The organism is Nocardioides taihuensis, assembly GCF_042657275.1.
Lineage (GTDB): Bacteria > Actinomycetota > Actinomycetes > Propionibacteriales > Nocardioidaceae > Nocardioides > Nocardioides taihuensis.
This window is the reverse complement of the sequence record NZ_JBHSKD010000009.1, coordinates 118,462-134,560: the sequence shown is the minus strand read 5'-3', so window position 1 is coordinate 134,560 and position 16,099 is coordinate 118,462. Positions and strand designations below refer to the sequence as shown.

The 16,099-nt window shown below is 72.7% G+C and carries 15 protein-coding genes; 5 read left to right on the top strand and 10 right to left on the bottom strand.

Annotated features, from left to right (window positions below):
• Window positions 1–42: 42 nt before the first annotated feature.
• Window positions 43–1,059, bottom strand: a complete 1,017-nt coding sequence (locus ACFPGP_RS10155; RefSeq protein ID WP_378589752.1) for a zinc-dependent alcohol dehydrogenase family protein — start codon at window positions 1,057–1,059, stop codon at window positions 43–45.
• Window positions 1,060–1,182: 123 nt separating this feature from the next.
• On the opposite strand from ACFPGP_RS10155, the gene ACFPGP_RS10150 reads away from it, so the two are divergent.
• Entirely contained in the window at window positions 1,183–2,712 is a 1,530-nt protein-coding gene (locus tag ACFPGP_RS10150) for a helix-turn-helix domain-containing protein (RefSeq protein WP_378589750.1), read from the top strand.
• Between the two features lie 22 nt (window positions 2,713–2,734).
• Here ACFPGP_RS10150 and ACFPGP_RS10145 read toward each other — a convergent pair whose 3' ends face one another.
• Window positions 2,735–2,995 carry a TFIIB-type zinc ribbon-containing protein gene (locus ACFPGP_RS10145; protein ID WP_378589748.1) on the bottom strand — a complete coding sequence of 87 codons (261 nt, stop codon included), beginning with the start codon at window positions 2,993–2,995 and terminating at the stop codon, window positions 2,735–2,737.
• A gap of 57 nt (window positions 2,996–3,052) precedes the next feature.
• Here ACFPGP_RS10145 and ACFPGP_RS10140 point away from each other — a divergent pair, with 57 nt between their 5' ends.
• From ACFPGP_RS10140 to ACFPGP_RS10130, 3 genes are all read left to right on the top strand, one after another.
• Window positions 3,053–3,865 carry a glycerophosphodiester phosphodiesterase family protein gene (locus ACFPGP_RS10140; RefSeq protein ID WP_378589746.1) on the top strand — a complete coding sequence of 271 codons (813 nt, stop codon included), beginning with the start codon at window positions 3,053–3,055 and terminating at the stop codon, window positions 3,863–3,865.
• Complete coding sequence (locus ACFPGP_RS10135) at window positions 3,862–5,235, top strand: MFS transporter (protein WP_378589745.1); 1,374 nt, start codon at window positions 3,862–3,864, stop codon at window positions 5,233–5,235. The genes ACFPGP_RS10140 and ACFPGP_RS10135 overlap by 4 nt, the downstream gene beginning before the upstream one ends.
• Before the next feature lie 196 nt (window positions 5,236–5,431).
• Window positions 5,432–5,818: an RNA polymerase-binding protein RbpA gene (locus tag ACFPGP_RS10130; protein WP_378589743.1), complete on the top strand. Its 387-nt coding sequence runs from the start codon at window positions 5,432–5,434 to the stop codon at window positions 5,816–5,818.
• 22 nt (window positions 5,819–5,840) lie between these two features.
• Here the strand turns inward: ACFPGP_RS10130 and ACFPGP_RS10125 are convergent, their stop codons facing one another.
• From ACFPGP_RS10125 to kdd, 8 genes are all read right to left on the bottom strand, one after another.
• The gene (locus ACFPGP_RS10125; protein ID WP_378589741.1) at window positions 5,841–6,323 is read right to left on the bottom strand and encodes an FxsA family protein; all 483 of its coding nucleotides are present in this window, start codon (window positions 6,321–6,323) and stop codon (window positions 5,841–5,843) included.
• Window positions 6,320–7,042: a polyprenol monophosphomannose synthase gene (locus tag ACFPGP_RS10120; RefSeq protein ID WP_378590121.1), complete on the bottom strand. Its 723-nt coding sequence runs from the start codon at window positions 7,040–7,042 to the stop codon at window positions 6,320–6,322. Before ACFPGP_RS10120 ends, ACFPGP_RS10125 begins: the two co-directional genes overlap by 4 nt.
• Before the next feature lie 37 nt (window positions 7,043–7,079).
• Window positions 7,080–8,573 (bottom strand): apolipoprotein N-acyltransferase, encoded by a 1,494-nt coding sequence (gene lnt, locus ACFPGP_RS10115; protein ID WP_378589739.1) that lies wholly within the window; start codon window positions 8,571–8,573, stop codon window positions 7,080–7,082.
• A gap of 428 nt (window positions 8,574–9,001) precedes the next feature.
• On the bottom strand, window positions 9,002–9,412 hold the full coding sequence (kal, locus tag ACFPGP_RS10110) for a 3-aminobutyryl-CoA ammonia lyase (protein ID WP_378589738.1): 411 nt from the start codon (window positions 9,410–9,412) through the stop codon (window positions 9,002–9,004).
• Window positions 9,412–10,197 (bottom strand): lysine 5,6-aminomutase subunit beta, encoded by a 786-nt coding sequence (kamE, locus tag ACFPGP_RS10105; RefSeq protein ID WP_378589736.1) that lies wholly within the window; start codon window positions 10,195–10,197, stop codon window positions 9,412–9,414. The genes kal and kamE overlap by 1 nt, the downstream gene beginning before the upstream one ends.
• On the bottom strand, window positions 10,194–11,813 hold the full coding sequence (gene kamD, locus ACFPGP_RS10100) for a lysine 5,6-aminomutase subunit alpha (RefSeq protein WP_378589735.1): 1,620 nt from the start codon (window positions 11,811–11,813) through the stop codon (window positions 10,194–10,196). The genes kamE and kamD overlap by 4 nt, the downstream gene beginning before the upstream one ends.
• A complete protein-coding gene (locus tag ACFPGP_RS10095; protein WP_378589733.1) occupies window positions 11,810–13,372 on the bottom strand; it encodes an amidohydrolase in 1,563 nt (520 codons plus the stop codon). Before ACFPGP_RS10095 ends, kamD begins: the two co-directional genes overlap by 4 nt.
• The gene (gene kdd / locus ACFPGP_RS10090; protein ID WP_378589731.1) at window positions 13,372–14,418 is read right to left on the bottom strand and encodes an L-erythro-3,5-diaminohexanoate dehydrogenase; all 1,047 of its coding nucleotides are present in this window, start codon (window positions 14,416–14,418) and stop codon (window positions 13,372–13,374) included. Before kdd ends, ACFPGP_RS10095 begins: the two co-directional genes overlap by 1 nt.
• A 169-nt stretch (window positions 14,419–14,587) precedes the next feature.
• On the opposite strand from kdd, the gene ACFPGP_RS10085 reads away from it, so the two are divergent.
• Window positions 14,588–16,066 (top strand): KamA family radical SAM protein, encoded by a 1,479-nt coding sequence (locus tag ACFPGP_RS10085; RefSeq protein ID WP_378589730.1) that lies wholly within the window; start codon window positions 14,588–14,590, stop codon window positions 16,064–16,066.
• The last annotated feature ends 33 nt before the right edge of the window (window positions 16,067–16,099 follow it).

The window sequence follows — 16,099 nt, the reverse complement described above, 5'->3', positions numbered from 1 at the left end:
AGCCAGACCTGGGCCCGGCTCAGGGCTCGTCCAGTACCTCGGTCAGGGTCGGAGCAGCACCTTGATCGCCCGACGCTCGTCCATGGCCCGGTAGCCCTCGGCCACGTCCTCGAGGGGCAGCGTGCTGTCGAAGACCAGCCCCGGCTCGATCCGGCCGCTGGTCACGAGGTCGAGCAGCTCCGGCAGGTAGCGGCGCACCGGAGCCACGCCGCCGGCCAGGCCGATGTTGCGGCCGAACATCCGCCGCAGGGGCAGCTCGACGCCGTGCGGGACCCCGACGAAACCGACGGTGGCGCCGGGTCGGGCCACGCCGAACGCCGTGTCCATCGACTGACCGGTGCCGACGCACTCGAGCACCGCGTCGGCCCCGACGCCGCCGGTGATCTCGCGGACCGCCTCCTCCGCCTCCTCGCCGCGACCGGCGACGACGTCCGTGGCGCCGAAGCGGCGCGCGATCTCCTGGCGCGGCTCGTGGCGCGACAGGGCGACCACCCGCTCGGCGCCCATGACCGAGGCCGCGAGCACGCCGCACAGCCCGACGGCGCCGTCGCCGACGACCACCGCGGTCCCGCCCGGACGTACGCCGGCCGCCACGGCCGCGTGCCAGCCGGTGGCCATCACGTCGGAGAGCGTGAGCAGCGAGGGCAGCAGGTCGTCGTCGGGCATGCCGTCGGTGGCCACGAGGCTGCCGTCGGCATGCACCACGCGGGCGTACTCGCCCTGCCCGGTGGAGGTCCAGCCCTGGTTCTCGCAGGCCGAGGTGATCCCCGCCCGGCAGTTCACGCAGGTGTTGTCGCACTGGCAGAACGGGACGACGACGAAGTCGCCGCGCCGGACGTCGCGGACCTCGCTGCCGATCTCCTCCACCACACCGACGCACTCGTGGCCGATCGTCGAGCCGGCGTCGATCGGGTTCTCGCCGCGGTAGGGCCACAGGTCGGAGCCGCAGATGCAGCCGGCGACGACCCGGACGATCGCGTCGGTCGGTGCCTCGATCGCCGGGTCGGGAACGTCCTCGAGGCGGATGTCACGGGGGGCGTGGATGGTGGTGGCGCGCATCCCCCGATCCTTGCAGGGGCGTGGTCGGGCACGGCCGCGGCGCCACCGTGGCCGCGCCCCCCCGCTGGTCTGGTCCGGCGCGGGAGTGTTGCTTTATCTCATATCTGAGATAGCGTGGCGCGCATGAGCGGGGACGACTACAAGGGCCGGATCGGCCACCTCATCCGCGACGCGCGCAAGCACCGCGGCCTCACGCAGCAGCAGCTCGCCGAGCTGCTGGCGACGAGCCAGAGCGCGATCAACCGGATCGAGCGGGGCCACCAGAACCTCTCGCTGGAGATGCTGGCGCGGATCGGCGCCGCCCTCGACTCCGAGATCGTGGCGCTGGGCGCCGGGCCCACCCACCTCCGGGTCACCGGCCCCACCACCCTCGCGGGCAGCATCGACGTCAAGACGTCCAAGAACGCCGGGGTCGCGCTGCTGTGCGCCTCCCTCCTCAACCGGGGTCGGACCACGCTGCGCAAGGTGGCGCGGATCGAGGAGGTCAACCGGCTGCTCGAGGTGCTCGGCAGCCTGGGGGTGCAGACCCGCTGGCTCAACGACGACAACGACCTCGAGATCGTGCCGCCGGCCGAGCTCGACCTCGACCACATCGACGAGGACGCCGCGCGCCGCACCCGCTCGGTGATCATGTTCCTCGGCCCGCTCCTCCACCGCGCGGACGTCTTCGAGCTGCCCTACGCCGGCGGCTGCAACCTCGGCACCCGCACCGTCGAGCCGCACATGTCGGCGCTGCGCCCCTTCGGCCTCGAGGTCAAGGCGACCGACGGCTCCTACCACGCCAGCGTCAACCGGGCGATCGAGCCGGCACGCCCGATCGTGCTCACCGAGCGGGGCGACTCGGTCACGGAGAACGCCCTCATGGCGGCCGCGCTGCACCCCGGCACCACGGTGATCCGCAACGCGTCGTCCAACTACATGGTCCAGGACCTGTGCTTCTACCTCCAGAAGCTCGGCGTGGACATCGAGGGCGTCGGGACCACCACCCTGCGGATCACCGGGAGGTCGTCGATCGACGTCGACGTCGACTACGCCCCCAGCGAGGACCCCATCGAGGCGATGTCGCTGCTCGCAGCCGCGATCGTCACGGAGTCCTCGATCACGATCCAGCGGGTGCCGATCGAGTTCCTCGAGCTGGAGCTGGCGATCCTCGAGGAGATGGGCTTCCAGTACTCACGCTCCGACGAGTACGTCGCCCGCAACGGCGAGACCCGGCTGGTCGACATCACCACCCGGCCCAGCCAGCTGCACGCGCCGCTCGACAAGATCCACCCGATGCCCTTCCCGGGCCTCAACATCGACAACCTGCCGTTCTTCGCGGTGATCGCCGCGGTCGCCGAGGGCCAGACCCTGCTGCACGACTGGGTCTACGAGAACCGCGCGATCTACCTCACCGAGCTCACCAAGCTCGGCGCCTCGGTCAAGCTCCTCGACCCGCACCGGGTGATGATCGAGGGCCCCACGCACTGGTCCGGCACCGAGATCGTCTGCCCCCCTGCGCTGCGCCCGGCCGTGGTGATCCTGCTGGCGATGCTGGCGTCGAAGGGCACCTCGGTGCTGCGCTCGACGTACGTCATCCACCGCGGCTACGAGGACCTCGCCGAGCGGCTCAACCAGCTCGGCGCCAACATCGAGACCTTCCGCGACATCTGACCGGGCGGGCCGGGCGAGCGGCTCAGCCGAAGAGCGTCTCGACCCAGGCGCGCGCGGGGGCCTTGCCGGCGGGCGGGGCGGTCATGTCGGCGGTGATCCGGGGCAGAGGCGCGGTGTGCTGGCTGGCGTTGCGGTGCCAGTCGGTCTCGGACTCGATGAGGCTGCCGAGGTCGACCCGCGCGAGGAAGACGCCGTGCCCGTCGGGGCACTGGCTGACCTGACCGTCGGCCAGGGGCTTGCTCACCATCTCGGTACCGCAGCGGGGGCAGTTCAGGGACTCCATGGTCCGACGCTACTCCCTGGCGGTCCGCCGTTCCGGCACCCGGTGTTGAATGCTCGGGTGACCCCGCCCCGGACCGGCCACCGCTACCTCGACGACGGCGGCCCGGTCCTCGCCTTCGCCCACCGGGGCGGTGCCTACCACCCCGAGCTCGAGGGCCTGGAGAACACCGCGCACGCGTTCCGCCACGCCGTCGCGCTGGGCTACCGCTACCTCGAGACGGACGTCCACGCGACCCGCGACGGCGTGCTGCTCGCCTTCCACGACGCCGCGCTCGACCGGGTCACCGACCGTGCCGGACCGATTGCCCAGCTCACGGCCGCCGAGGTGGCCGAGGCCCTGGTCGGCGGCCGCGAGCGGGTCCCGACGCTGCGCAGCCTGCTGGAGGAGTTCCCCGCCGCGCGCTTCAACATCGACCTCAAGGCGGACGCCGCCGTGCCGCTCCTGGCCGAGCTCGTGTCGACCGAGGCGATGGCCGACCGGGTGCTGGTCGGGTCGTTCTCACCCCGGCGCCTCGCCGCCTTCCGGCGGCTGACGGGCGGACGGGTCGCCACCTCCGCGCACCCGCTCGAGGTGGTCGCGTTCAAGGTGCTTCCCGGCGGCCGGCTCGCCCGGCTGGTCACCCGGGGCCGGGTGGCGGCGCTCCAGGTGCCCCACCACCGCAAGCAGTTCCGCGTGGTCACGCCCGGGCTGGTCCGGCGCGCCCACGCCGGGGGCGCGCACGTCCACGTCTGGACCGTCGACGACCCGGACGAGATGGAGCTGCTCCTCGACCTGGGTGTCGACGGCCTGATGACCGATCGCACCGACATACTCAAGGACGTGCTGGTACGACGGGGCGCCTGGCCGCCCGCGACGGAGGGCGGCCGATGACCCGGACCGGCGGCATCGCCGAGCTGACCCCGCTCAACCGGGCACGCGAGCAGCGGGCCTGGTACTGGTACGACTGGGCCAACAGCGCCTACGTCACCACCACCGCGGCCGTGCTGTTCGCGCCGTACCTGACGTCGGTGGCCGAGCGCTCGGCGTGCGGCAAGCCCACCGACGACGGGTTCACCTGCAGCGTCGACCTCAGCATCCTCGGCGTGCAGGTCTCCGCGGGCTCCCTGGTCTTCTACCTCGTCACGCTCTCGACGATCATCTCCGCGCTCGTGCTGCCGGTCGTGGGCGCCATCGCCGACCGCTCCGCCCGCAAGACCACGCTGATGGCGGGCTTCGCCTGGGCCGGGAGCCTGCTGGCGATGAGCATGTTCCTCGTCGCCGGGTCCGACTGGCAGCTCGGCGCCCTGCTGCTGGTCGGGGCCACGCTCTGCCTCGGCGCCAGCCTCGTGGTGTACGACGCGATCCTCTGCGAGATCGCCGAGCCCGACGAGCGCGACCGCGTCTCCTCGCGGGGCTGGGCGATGGGCTACCTCGGCGGCGGGCTGCTGCTGGCCGCGAACTTCGGCCTGCTCACCGTGATGGACGACCACACCGAGCTCGCGGTCCGGATCTGCCTGCTCAGCGCCGGCATCTGGTGGGCGGCGTTCACGATCATCCCGTTCCGCGGGGTCCGCAACCGTCCGCCGGCCAACGTGGTGCCCGAGCAGGGGGGCCTGCTCAAGCAGAGCTTCGGGCAGCTCTGGACCACGCTGGGCGACCTGCAGCACTACCCCGTGACGCTGACCTTCCTGGTCGCCTACCTCTTCTACAACGACGGCATCCAGACCGTGATCTACGCGGCCTCGATCTTCGGCGAGAAGCAGCTCGGCTTCGAGAAGGCCACCGTCCTCTCCGCGTTCCTCGTGGTGCAGTTCGTCGGCATCGGCGGCGCCCTGCTCTTCGGCCGGATCGCCCAGCGCCGCGGCACCCGCGGCACCATCCTCGTCGGCCTGGTGATCTGGGTGGGCGTCGTCGTCGCGGCGTACTTCGCCCCCGACGGCAACTTCCCGCTCTTCCTGCTGCTCGCCGCGGCGATCGGACTCGTGCTCGGCGGCACGCAGGCGCTCTCGCGGTCGTTCTACAGCCAGCTCATCCCCCGCGGCCGGGAGGCCGAGTACTTCTCGCTCTACCAGGCCGCGGAGCGCGGGACCAGCTGGGTCGGCACGCTGGTCTTCGGGCTCGTGCACCAGTGGACCGACTCCTACCGTCCCGCGCTGCTCGCGCTCGTCGTGCTGTTCCTGCTCGGGCTGGTGCTGCTGGCGCGGGTCGACACCCGGCGCGGCATCGAGGAGGCGGGCAACGCCGTCCCGGCGGTGGTCTGAGCCCCCGCGAGGCCGCCCGCCCGGCGGCGTGACCCGGCTCTCGCCGGCCTCCCGGCCGTGAGATTCGTGGAATCTTGCACCACCCACTACCGTTGAAGAGATTGGATGCGACGCCCGGGGGTACCCGCAGCACGCGGTGCCGGTGCGAGCATCCCGATCACACGGGGACCAACGGGGGAACACAGGGAGGTGGCTCATGGCGGAGCGAACGTTGCGTGGAGCACGACTCGGCGGCCAGAGCTTCGAGGACGAGCGCGGCATCGAATTCGCCGCACGGCAGCAGGTCGGGTACCGCTGCCCGCGCGGTCACGAGTTCGAGATCACCATGTCGGTCGAGGCGGACGTGCCGGCCACGTGGGAGTGCCAGAAGTGCGGCAGCGAGGCTCTCAGCGTCAGCGGGATCCAGCCCGAGGCGAAGGTCGAGAAGCCGGCCCGCACACACTGGGACATGCTGCTCGAGCGTCGCTCGGAGAAGGAGCTCGAGGAGATCCTCAAGGAGCGGCTCGAGCTGCTCCGCGGCGGTGAGATCGGCCCGGCGCACCTGCACCGGGCTGCCACGCGCGGCAAGAAGCGCGCCGGCTGACCGTCCGCTGCGGCGGACCGCGTCAGTCGTCGACGACCTCGCCTCGGACCACGGGCCCACCGGGCCCGGGTCCGGGGCGTCGTACGTCGGTGACCACGACCAGCCGCCGGGTGACCCACCGGGTCAGCACCCCGCGGGCCACGGGCCGGGTGAACGGCAGGATCAGGAACAACGCCACCAGGTCGGTCACGAAGCCAGGCGTGAGCATCAGCGTGCCGCCCACGAGGATCAGCGCGCCGTCGGCGATCTCGCGTGCGGGCATCCGTCCCGAGGAGAGCGCCGAGCTGAAAGCCGTCCAGGCGCGACCGCCCTCGCGACGGATCAGCCACGCGCCGAGCAGGCTGTCGAGCACGAGCAGCAGGATCGTCCACCAGGGGCCGATCGTCTGGCCGACCTGGATGATCACGTAGATCTCCAGCAGCGGCACGCCGATGAAGAGCAGGACCAGGAGCGGCCGCAGCCAGCGGGAGCGGCGGCGCGGGGCACCGGCCGGGGGCAGCGTCACGTGCGGGTGACCATCCGCTTCAGCTGCCGGCCGCGCTCCTTCAGGCCCCACGCCGTGATCCGGCGCAGCGACTCGGAGGCGACTGCGCCGCTCATCTTGGAGTCGCCCCGCTCCCGCTCCACGAACTCGATCGGGACCTCGCGCACGGTGAGGCCCAGCCGGAGCACGCGGGTCGCCATGTCGGTCTGGAAGACGTAGCCGGTGGAGCGCACCGAGTCGAGGTCGATCTTCTCCAGCGTCGCCCGGCGGAACAGTCGGTAGCCGGCGGTCGCGTCACGTACGTCGATGCCGAGCAGCAGCCGGACGTAGAGGTTGCCCCCGCGCGAGAGCCACTCACGGCTCTTCGGCCAGTTCACGATCGAGCCGCCGGGCACCCACCGGGAGCCGATGACGAGGTCGGCGGACGCCAGGGCGTCGAGCAGCAGCGGCAGCTGCTCGGGCTGGTGGGAGCCGTCCGCGTCCATCTCCCCGATCACGTCGAAGCCGGCGTCGAGCGCGACCCGGAAGCCGTGCACGTACGCCGCGCCCAGCCCCGCCTTCTCCTTGCGGTGGACTACGCGCACGTGGTCGTCGGCGGCGGCCAGGGTCTCGGCGATCTGGCCGGTGCCGTCGGGCGACCCGTCGTCGACGACGAGGGCGTGCACCTCGGGCACGGCGGCGCGCAGCCGCCGCAGGATGGCGGTGATGTTCTCGGCCTCGTTGTAGGTCGGGATGACCATGACGACCCGCCCCAGGCCGCCGTCCGCGGGACCCCCGTCAGGCTTGCTCTCCACGGGGACGACGATACGCGACCAGCGCCAGCAGGAGGCCCACCACGGTCACCGCCACGCAGGCACGTCCGAACCACTGGCCGATGCGGACCGCGGGGGTGACCTGGTCGCTCAGGCCGACCTGGTCGACGAGCACGGCCGTGGTCCGCGGCTCGGCACGGTCGACCACCGTGCCGTCGGGCGCGATGATCCCGGACACCCCGTTGGTCGAGGCGACCGCGACGTAGCGGCCGGTCTCGATCGCCCGCAGCCGGGTGATCTCGAACTGCTGCTCGATCTGGTCGGTCTTGATGAAGGTGGCGTTGGAGGTCTGCACGACGAGGAGGTCGGCGCCGTTGCGAAGCTGCGCGTGGATGCCGTCGTCGTAGGCGACGTCGAAGCAGATCGCGTCGGCCACGCGGGTGCCGTCGACGGTCAGCGGCTCGGTGCGCGTGCCGCTCAGCATGTCGCGCGGGATCAGTGCGAGCCGACCGATGTTGCCGCTGAAGAAGCTGCGCCACGGGATGTACTCCCCGAACGGCACCGGGTGCCACTTGGTGTAGCGGTCCCCCGCCCCGACGCCCGGGGTCCACACGATGCCCTGGTTGAGCACGTGGTCGGGTCCGGAGTCGACCATCGCGCCGACGAGCACGGGAACGCCGACGGCGTCGACCGCGGTCTCGATGCCGAGGTTGAGGCCTTCGTCGAGGAACGGGTCGGACGCCGTGGAATTCTCGGGCCACAGCACGAAGTCGGGACGGGGCTCGCGACCGGCGTCGATGTTGGCGCCGAGGTCGATGGTGGCCTGCACGTGGTTCTGGGTGACCTGGCGGGGGTCGAGCAGGATGTCGTCGCCCTCCCCCGGCACGTTGCCCTGCACGACCGCCACGGTGCGGTGCCCGGTGGTGTCGGGGGTCCACGGCGCCAGCGCGGGCAGCGTGGCCAGCGCCAGCGCGCCCCCGGCGGTGGCGCCGGCGACGAACCGCTGCCGCCGGCCCGGACCGAGCACCAGCCAGGCCAGGGAGCTGCCGGCCAGGGCGAGCAGGAAGCCGAGGCCCGCCTGCCCGACGTAGGGCAGCGCCGAGGCCCAGGGCGTGTCGGCGGTCGCGTAGGACAACCGCCCCCACGGCATGCCGCCGAGCGGCCCGCTGGTGCGCACCTGCTCGACCGCCACCCACGCGGTCGCCACCCAGACCGGCCACGCGGGCAGACGGTGCAGGAGAGCCACCACCGCCCCGAGCAGCCCCAGGAACAGCGCCTCGACGCCCGACATCGCCGCCCACGCGTCGTACCCGACGACGCGCATCCAGAACATCAGCGGGTAGCAGAAGGCGATGCCGAAGACGAGCCCGGGCAGCCAGGCGCGGCTGGCAGGCAGCCCCACGGTGGCGAGCACGAAGGCCGCCACCGAGACCGGCACGACGTACGACGCACCGACGGGCTCGAAGGCCAGCACCAGCGAGAGGCCGCCGACCAGCGCGAGGGCGAGGCGGCGGAGCACACGATCACGGTACCGAGCGCCGAGGAGCGGCAGCGCGACGGGAGGGGCCCAGGTCCTTCGGTCCGAGGCGTGGACGACCGGCTGCCGACCCCGCCCCGTTGTCTAGGGAACGAGGGACCCTCCCGTATCCGCCCTCGCGGGGCTGACCGACCTCCGCGGACGATGTCGAGACGATGGTGGCGCCCCATCCCCCGACACAGCCACTCGGACGTCGGTCCGCCGGCCACGATCTGCACGGGCGGACGGCGCTACCTTGAGCCTCCACCAGCCCGTTCGTCAAGCGTCTCTTGACCTGCACTGATACGCAGAACCGCAGGTCAGCGCGGGGTCCGCCGGACGCGGCGGGTTTACCCCAATTTCACCTCGTCGGCGTGTCGCGGCGCGACACGCCGCGGCGTCGCAGGAGGGGTCTGGACGTGAACCGTCGTTCAGGCCTCGGGCCGCGGTGGCACCACGACGGTGCCCGACGCGGTGGTGGCCGTGATCGGCTCGTCGAGGACCCGCGCAGCGCCGGGCGCCTCGGCCGTCGGCTCGCCCCGGGCGACCACCGTGACGGCGAGCTCGAGACCGCGCGAGCGGGTGCCGACGCGGACCAGTTCGGCACTGATCTCGAGGACGTCGCCGGCCCGCACCGGCGCCAGGAACTGCACCTCGGAGTAGGACGCGAACAGGCCCTCGTCGCCGTCGGTGACGATGCACATCTCGGTGGCCACGTCGCCGAAGAGCTTGAGGCTGTAGGCGCCGTCGACGAGGTTGCCGGCGTAGTGCGCGTCGGAGTAGGGCACGTAGCGCCGGTGCACGACACGGGTGCCGACGGTCGGGGTGGGGAGGTCGGTCATCAGGACGCCTTCGCCGAGGGACGGGTGGGGAGCGGAGCGAGGCGGTGGACCAGGAAGCTGGCCACGTCGGCGGGGGTGGTGCCGCGCGCGAAGACCCGGTCGACGCCGAGCTCGTCGGCCATGGTCTCGTCGAAGCGCGGACCGCCCACGATGAGCAGCGGGCGCTTGTCGGCCGGGTAGGCCTCGCGGAACGCCGCGGACATCTCGCGGGTGTTGAGCAGGTGGGCGTCGCGCTGGGTGACGACCTGCGAGACCAGCACCGCGTCGGCCTTCTCGGCGATCGCCCGGTCGACGAGCTGGGGCACGGAGACCTGGGCGCCGAGGTTCACGACCTTGATCTCGCGGTAGTACTCCAGGCCCTTCTCCCCCGCGAAGCCCTTGATGTTGAGGATCGCGTCGATGCCCACCGTGTGCGCGTCGGTGCCGATGCAGGCACCCACGACGGTCAGCCGGCGGCGCAGCGAGCGCTTGATCGCGGCGTTCGCCTCCTTGGGCGAGAGCAGCGGGAAGTCGCGCTCGACGACCTCCACCTTGCTGGTGTCGACGAGGTGGTGCACCCGGCCGTAGACCACGAAGAAGGTGAAGTCGGGGCCCATCGGCTTGCTGTGGACCACCAGCGCGGGGTCCATGCCCATCTTGTTCGCCAGCTGCGCGGCAGCGCCCTCGGCGACCTTGGAGTGCGGGATCGGCAGCGTGAAGCTCAGCTGCACCATCCCGTCGCCCGTGGTGTCGCCGTACGGGCGGACGATGTGACCGCTCTGGTGGCTCGCCTTCTGGCCGGTCATGACTTGTCCTCCAGGATCTCGGTGGCCGGGTTGTAGTACGCCGCGGACTTGCGCGCGACGCCCTCGAGGCCGCGCCCGCCGTCGGCCGGGCGCTTCATCAGGCCGAACGTGCCGTCGGCGATCGCGGCCAGCAGCGGCGGGTCCCCGGCGGCGTCGGTGTCGGACACGATCCGGTCGAGCAGGTCGATGGTCTCGCCCAGCACCTGGCGGGCCCGGCGCTCGATGAAGCCGTCGTGCCTGGGCACGAAGTCCTCGTGCAGGTTGCCGGCGGCGTTCATCACGTAGCGCACGTTCTGCAGCGCCAGGTCGCGGTCGGACAGCCAGGGCGTGACCACGGCCTCGGTCATCATCCCGACGAGCAGGATGCCCTGCCCCGTCAGCGCCCCGACCAGGTTGAAGAACCCGTCGAGCAGGTAGCCGCGGAAGACGTCGCCGGTCATGTGCCGGGTGGGCGGCATCCACTTCAGGGGCGCCTTCGGGAAGAGGTCGCGGGCCAGCATCGCGTGCGCGAGCTCGAGGCGGAACGAGTCGGGGACGTCGGGGTCGATCTCGAAGGCGTGGCCCAGCCCGAGCTGCCAGTCCTCGAGCCCGGCCTCCTTGGCGAAGTACTCGTTGAGCAGCTGGCTGGTGGTGACCGTGTGCGCCGCCTCGACGGCGTCGGCGGTGGTGAGGTAGTTGTCCTCGCCGGTGTTGATGATGATGCCGGCGCGGGCGTGCACCTGCCGGCTGAAGCGCTGGTCGACGAAGGTGCGCACGGGGTTGATGTCGCGGAAGAGGATCCCGTACATCGAGTCGTTGAGCATCATGTCGAGCCGCTCGAGGCCGGCGAGCGCCGCGATCTCGGGCATGCACAGGCCGGAGGCGTAGTTGGTCAGGCGCACGTAGCGGCCGAGCTCGCGGCTGGTCTCGTCGAGCGCCGCGCGCATGAGCCGGAAGTTCTCCTGCGTGGCGTAGGTGCCGGCGAAGCCCTCGCGGGTGGCGCCCTCGGGCACGAAGTCGAGCAGCGACTGCCCGGTCGAGCGGATCACCGCGATCACGTCCGCACCCTCGCGGGCCGCTGCCTGGGCCTGGGGGATGTCCTCGTGGATGTCGCCGGTGGCGACGATGAGGTAGATCCACGGCGTGGCCGGCGCGTCGCCGACCCGGGCGATCATCCGCTCCCGCTCGCGGCGGCGCTGGTCGATGCGGCGGATGCCGCCCCCGACCGCCTTGCGGGACGCCGAGCGGGCGCGGGTCGCGTCGCGGCCCTCGGGCAGCCGGAACCGCACCGAGCCGGCCGACGCCTTCTGGGCGAGCGTGTCGAGGTCGTCGGCCTCGCCGCGCAGCAGGGCGTCCCACACGGGGAGGGCCAGGCCGTGCTCGAGCCCGACGTCGGCGCGGACGGCGTCGGCGAGGCGGTTGACCCACGGGGTGCCGTCGGGATCGGCGCCGGAGAGCCCGGCCAGGCGCAGCGTGGCGCGCTCGACCGACACGGTGGTGTGGCGCTTGGCCATGGTGACGATCGGGCGCCCGGCCTTGCGGGCCAGCGAGCGGGCCTGCCGCACGGTCGCGGGGTCGAGCTCGAGCTTGCCCCGTCGGGGGGCGGTGGTGGCCGGTGCGGCTGGTCTGGGAGTCATGCGGCGTCCTCGGTGCTCGGTGAGGTGTGGATGGTGTGGCCGGCCGCGACGGTGCGCAGCAGGCGGGGCAGGGGGCGGTCGGGTCCGAGGTCGGGCAGGCCGTCGTCGGTGGTGCCGCCCGGGGTTTCCCAGACGGCCAGGTCGGCCCGGTGGCCGGGTGCCAGCAGGCTTGCGTCGTCGTCGTGGCCGGCCAGCGCGCCGCCGCGGGTGTGGGCGGTGATCGCCGCGGCCACGCCCAGGCGCTGGTCGGGGTGGTGGTGGGTCGTCGCCGCGCGCACGGCCGCCCACGGCCCGGCCGGCGTGACCGGGGAGTCCGAGCCGAACGCGAGGGTCACCCCGGCGTCGGCGAGGTCGCGGAAGGGGTTGGTGACCTGCCAGCGCTCGCCCAGCCGCGCGGCGTACATCCCCGAGGGGCCGCCCCAGAGGGCGTCGAACACGGGCTGCACGCTGGCCACGACACCGAGGCGCGCGAGCGTGGCGCGCACCGGAGGTGCCGGCATCTCGACGTGCTCGAGCCGGTGGCGGGCGCGGCGGACGGCGTCGTCGCCCAGCCGGTCGGCGGCCTCGGCGAAGCCCGCGCCGATCGCCTCCAGCGCCGCGTCGCCGATGCAGTGGAAGCCCGCCTGCAGACCGGCCTCCGTGCAGGCGACGACGTGGTCGCGGACCTGTGCCGCGGAGACGTAGGCGTGGCCGCAGGTGCCCGGCCGGTCGTCGTACGGCGTGGCCAGCGCCGCGGTGCGGGAGCCGAACGCGCCGTCGGCGATCAGGTCGCCGGCCAGGCCGCGCACGCCGAGCCGGCGGGCGGTGTCGACGGCCATCAGCTCGCCCCAGTAGGCCACGGCGTGCAGGCCCGCCTCGGCGGCGGCCTGCCGCACGGTCGCGAGCTCGTGCTCGGGGCCGATGTGGGGGGCGGCGTTCTCGTGGAAGGAGGTGATGCCGTGCGCGGCGAAGGCGGCACAGGCCGCGCGTGCCGCGGCGAGCCGGTCGTCGGGGCCGATCAGACCTTCGAGCACGGCCCGTACGGCGTGGTGGGCGTCGCGCTCGACGCGCCCGTCGGAGGTCCATCCGTCGAGGGAGGCCAGGCCGGGGACGAGCGCGGCCAGCGCCGGCGAGACGACCGAGGAGTGCCCGTCGACCCGGGTCAGGTAGGTCCGGCGCCCCGGCGCCGCGCGCTCGAGCTCATCACCGGTGGGCGGTCGCTGCTCGGGCCACCCGGTCTCGTCCCAGCCCTGCCCGACCAGCACGCCGTCGCCGGGGCTGGCGGCGGCGTGGCGGGTCAGGGCGTCCAGGGTCGCGGTCACGCTCGCCGTGCCGGCGAGGTCGAGCCCGGTCAGGGCGAACCCCGTGCGGACCGTGTGCACGTGCGCGTCGACGAACCCGGGGGTCACCAGCGCGCCGTCGAGGTCGACCACGTCGGGGGCACCGTCTCCTGCGCCCAGCCAGCCCTCGGCGCCGTCCTCGTCACCCACGAGGACGATGCGGTCGTCCTCGGTGGCCACGCAGCTGCCGCCGCCGAGAACCCGCGCGTTGCGGTAGAGGACGCGCCGGCGAGCCGTCATCAGAGCCGCCGCTCGAAGAGCCGGCGCACCCCTTCGTTGCCGCGAAGCAGGCGGAGCGCCAGGTCGGCGTGGCCCGGCGTGTAGCCGTTGCCGACGAGCATGGTGACGTCGGCGGCCAGCCCCTCGGCGCCCAGGGCCGCGGCCGAGAACGACGTCGCCATGGAGAAGAAGATCACCGTGCCGCCGTCGGAGGTGGCCAGGATCGCGCCGCCCTCGCAGCCGGGGACGTCGACGCAGACCACGGTCACGTCGGCCGGTCCCCCAGCCCTGACCACGGCGTCGCGCAGGGCCACCGGGTCGCGCGCGTCGGCGATCACGACCTCGTCGGCGATGCCGGCCCCGGTGAGCAGGTCGGCCTCGCCCTGGTGCGGGACGACCCCGATGGTGCGGGCCGCGCCGGCCTCCTTGGCCGCGACCAGGCTCAGCGACCCCGACTTGCCGGCCGCCCCGACCACCGCGACGGTCGCGCCCTGGTAGCGGCCCACCACGCGCGTGGTCAGCGCGGGGGCGCCGCAGACGTCCATCACCGACAGGGAGAGGTCGGGGTCGAGGTCGTCGGGGATGACCGCGGCGATCGAGCGGCCGAACAGCACGGCGTACCCGTCGCAGGGCACCTGCTCGCCGCGACCGTCCCAGCGCTCGAGGCCGTCCTCGACGACCAGCGGGGTCAGGGTGAGCGAGACCAGGGTGGCGACCCGGTCGCCCACCCGGAGGCCGAGCGGAGAGCGCTCCCCCACCTCCTCGACGGTGCCCACGAGCATCCCGCCCGAGCCGGTCTCGGGGTTCTGCATCTTGCCGCGGGCGGCGACGATGTCGAGCACGGCGGCGCGGACCGCGTCCCCGTCGACCTCGCCCGCCTCGGTGGTGTGGGTGCGCTCGAGCTGCCGGTACGACGCCGCGTCGAGGTTGAGCTTCTCCACCCGGATCCGCACCTCGTCGGGCCAGAGCTCGCGACGGGTGTCGAGCCGCTGGGCGGCCTGCGGCAGCACCAGGGGCCGGTCCAGGACCCGGTGCAGACCGGTCGGATCGCTCACGGACTGCGTCATGGCCGGGTTTCCTCCCGCTTCGGTGCACTCTCGGCAACAAGATCTGCGGCGCAGCATTGGACTAGCCGCACGTTCTCCTCGTACTCTGTCAGAGGAGTCGCGTTGGTCACAACTGGCGCGCCCGCGTACGCCGCCCGCCCCGCGGGGCCTGTCCTATCCGGGAGCACCCATGAGCATCCAGACCGCCGTCGACGCCGGTCGCACCGCCGCCTCGACCGGGGCTGCGGGCCAGCCCTACCCCTACCAGCGCGTGGAGCTCGTCGAGCCCGACTGGACCCGCTTCCCGGGCTGGCGCGACGTCACGCCCGCCGAGTGGGAGTCGGTGCAGTGGCAGCGCGCCCACTGCATCAAGAACGTCAAGCAGCTGCGCGAGCTGATGGGCGACCTCGTCGACGAGCGGTTCTACGCCGACCTCGAGAGGGACCAGGCCGAGCGGGCCACCATGTCGATGCTGGTGCCGCCGCAGATGATGAACACGATGGCGCCGCAGGTGGAGCCGGCCGGCGCCGGCTCCCTGACCGAGGCCTTCTACGACGACCCGGTGCGCCGCTACATGATCCCGGTCTTCTCCGACCGCCGCACCGACTGGGCCTCGCACCCCCACGCCACCCGCGACTCGCTGCACGAGCACGACATGTGGGTGGCCGAGGGCCTCACCCACCGCTACCCCACCAAGGTGCTGGCCGAGCTGCTGCCGACCTGCCCGCAGTACTGCGGCCACTGCACGCGCATGGACCTCGTCGGCAACTCGACGCCGGTGATCGACAAGCTCAAGTTCGCGGGCAAGCCCAACGACCGGCTCGGCGACATGCTCGACTACCTGCGCCGTACGCCGTCCGTGCGGGACGTCGTGGTCTCCGGCGGCGACGTGGCCAACATGCCGTGGCCGCGGCTCGAGGCCTTCCTGGTCTCCCTGCTCGAGGTCGAGAACATCCGTGACATCCGGCTGGCCACCAAGGCGCTGATGGGCCTGCCCCAGCACTGGCTGCAGTCCGACGTCGTCGACGGCATGGGCCGCGTCGCCGGCCTGGCCCGCGAGCGTGGCGTCTCGATCGCGATCCACACCCACGTCAACCACGCCAACTCGGTGACCCCGATGGTCGCCCGCGCGACCCGGGCGATGCTCGACACCGGCATCCGCGACGTGCGCAACCAGGGCGTCCTGATGAACGGCGTGAACGCCGACCCGCACACGCTGCTCGACCTGTGCTTCCGGCTCCTCGACGGCGCGCAGATCATGCCCTACTACTTCTACATGTGCGACATGATCCCGTACTCGGAGCACTGGCGGGTCTCGGTGGCCGAGGCCCAGTGGCTGCAGCACCAGGTCATGGGCTACCTGCCGGGGTTCGCGACGCCGCGCATCGTCTGCGACGTCCCGTTCGTCGGGAAGCGCTGGGTGCACCAGCTCGCCGAGTACGACCGCGAGCGCGGCATCTCCTACTGGACCAAGAACTACCGCACCTCGATCGAGGCGACCGCCGAGGACGCCCTCGACCGCACCTACGAGTACTACGACCCGATCCACACCCTGCCCGAGGCCGGGCAGGCGTGGTGGGCCGAGCACGGCCAGCTCGACGAGTCGGCGCTCAAGGCCGCGGAGGTCGCGGAGGCCTCCCGGCGGATGGCGGCGCTCCAGGCTCACTGAGCGCGAGGTAGCACTTCTCGCGTTCTGGTCCAG

What these genes read in the sequence shown, in the direction of transcription:
- ACFPGP_RS10155 (WP_378589752.1), bottom strand. Translation starts at nt 1,059, where the DNA reads ATGCGCGCCACCACCATCCACGCCCCCCGTGACATCCGCCTCGAGGAC.
- ACFPGP_RS10150 (WP_378589750.1), top strand. Translation starts at nt 1,183, where the DNA reads ATGAGCGGGGACGACTACAAGGGCCGGATCGGCCACCTCATCCGCGAC.
- ACFPGP_RS10145 (WP_378589748.1), bottom strand. Translation starts at nt 2,995, where the DNA reads ATGGAGTCCCTGAACTGCCCCCGCTGCGGTACCGAGATGGTGAGCAAG.
- ACFPGP_RS10135 (WP_378589745.1), top strand. Translation starts at nt 3,862, where the DNA reads ATGACCCGGACCGGCGGCATCGCCGAGCTGACCCCGCTCAACCGGGCA.
- ACFPGP_RS10130 (WP_378589743.1), top strand. Translation starts at nt 5,432, where the DNA reads ATGGCGGAGCGAACGTTGCGTGGAGCACGACTCGGCGGCCAGAGCTTC.
- ACFPGP_RS10120 (WP_378590121.1), bottom strand. Translation starts at nt 7,042, where the DNA reads ATGGTCATCCCGACCTACAACGAGGCCGAGAACATCACCGCCATCCTG.
- kal (WP_378589738.1), bottom strand. Translation starts at nt 9,412, where the DNA reads ATGACCGACCTCCCCACCCCGACCGTCGGCACCCGTGTCGTGCACCGG.
- kamE (WP_378589736.1), bottom strand. Translation starts at nt 10,197, where the DNA reads ATGACCGGCCAGAAGGCGAGCCACCAGAGCGGTCACATCGTCCGCCCG.
- kamD (WP_378589735.1), bottom strand. Translation starts at nt 11,813, where the DNA reads ATGACTCCCAGACCAGCCGCACCGGCCACCACCGCCCCCCGACGGGGC.
- ACFPGP_RS10095 (WP_378589733.1), bottom strand. Translation starts at nt 13,372, where the DNA reads ATGACGGCTCGCCGGCGCGTCCTCTACCGCAACGCGCGGGTTCTCGGC.
- kdd (WP_378589731.1), bottom strand. Translation starts at nt 14,418, where the DNA reads ATGACGCAGTCCGTGAGCGATCCGACCGGTCTGCACCGGGTCCTGGAC.
- ACFPGP_RS10085 (WP_378589730.1), top strand. Translation starts at nt 14,588, where the DNA reads ATGAGCATCCAGACCGCCGTCGACGCCGGTCGCACCGCCGCCTCGACC.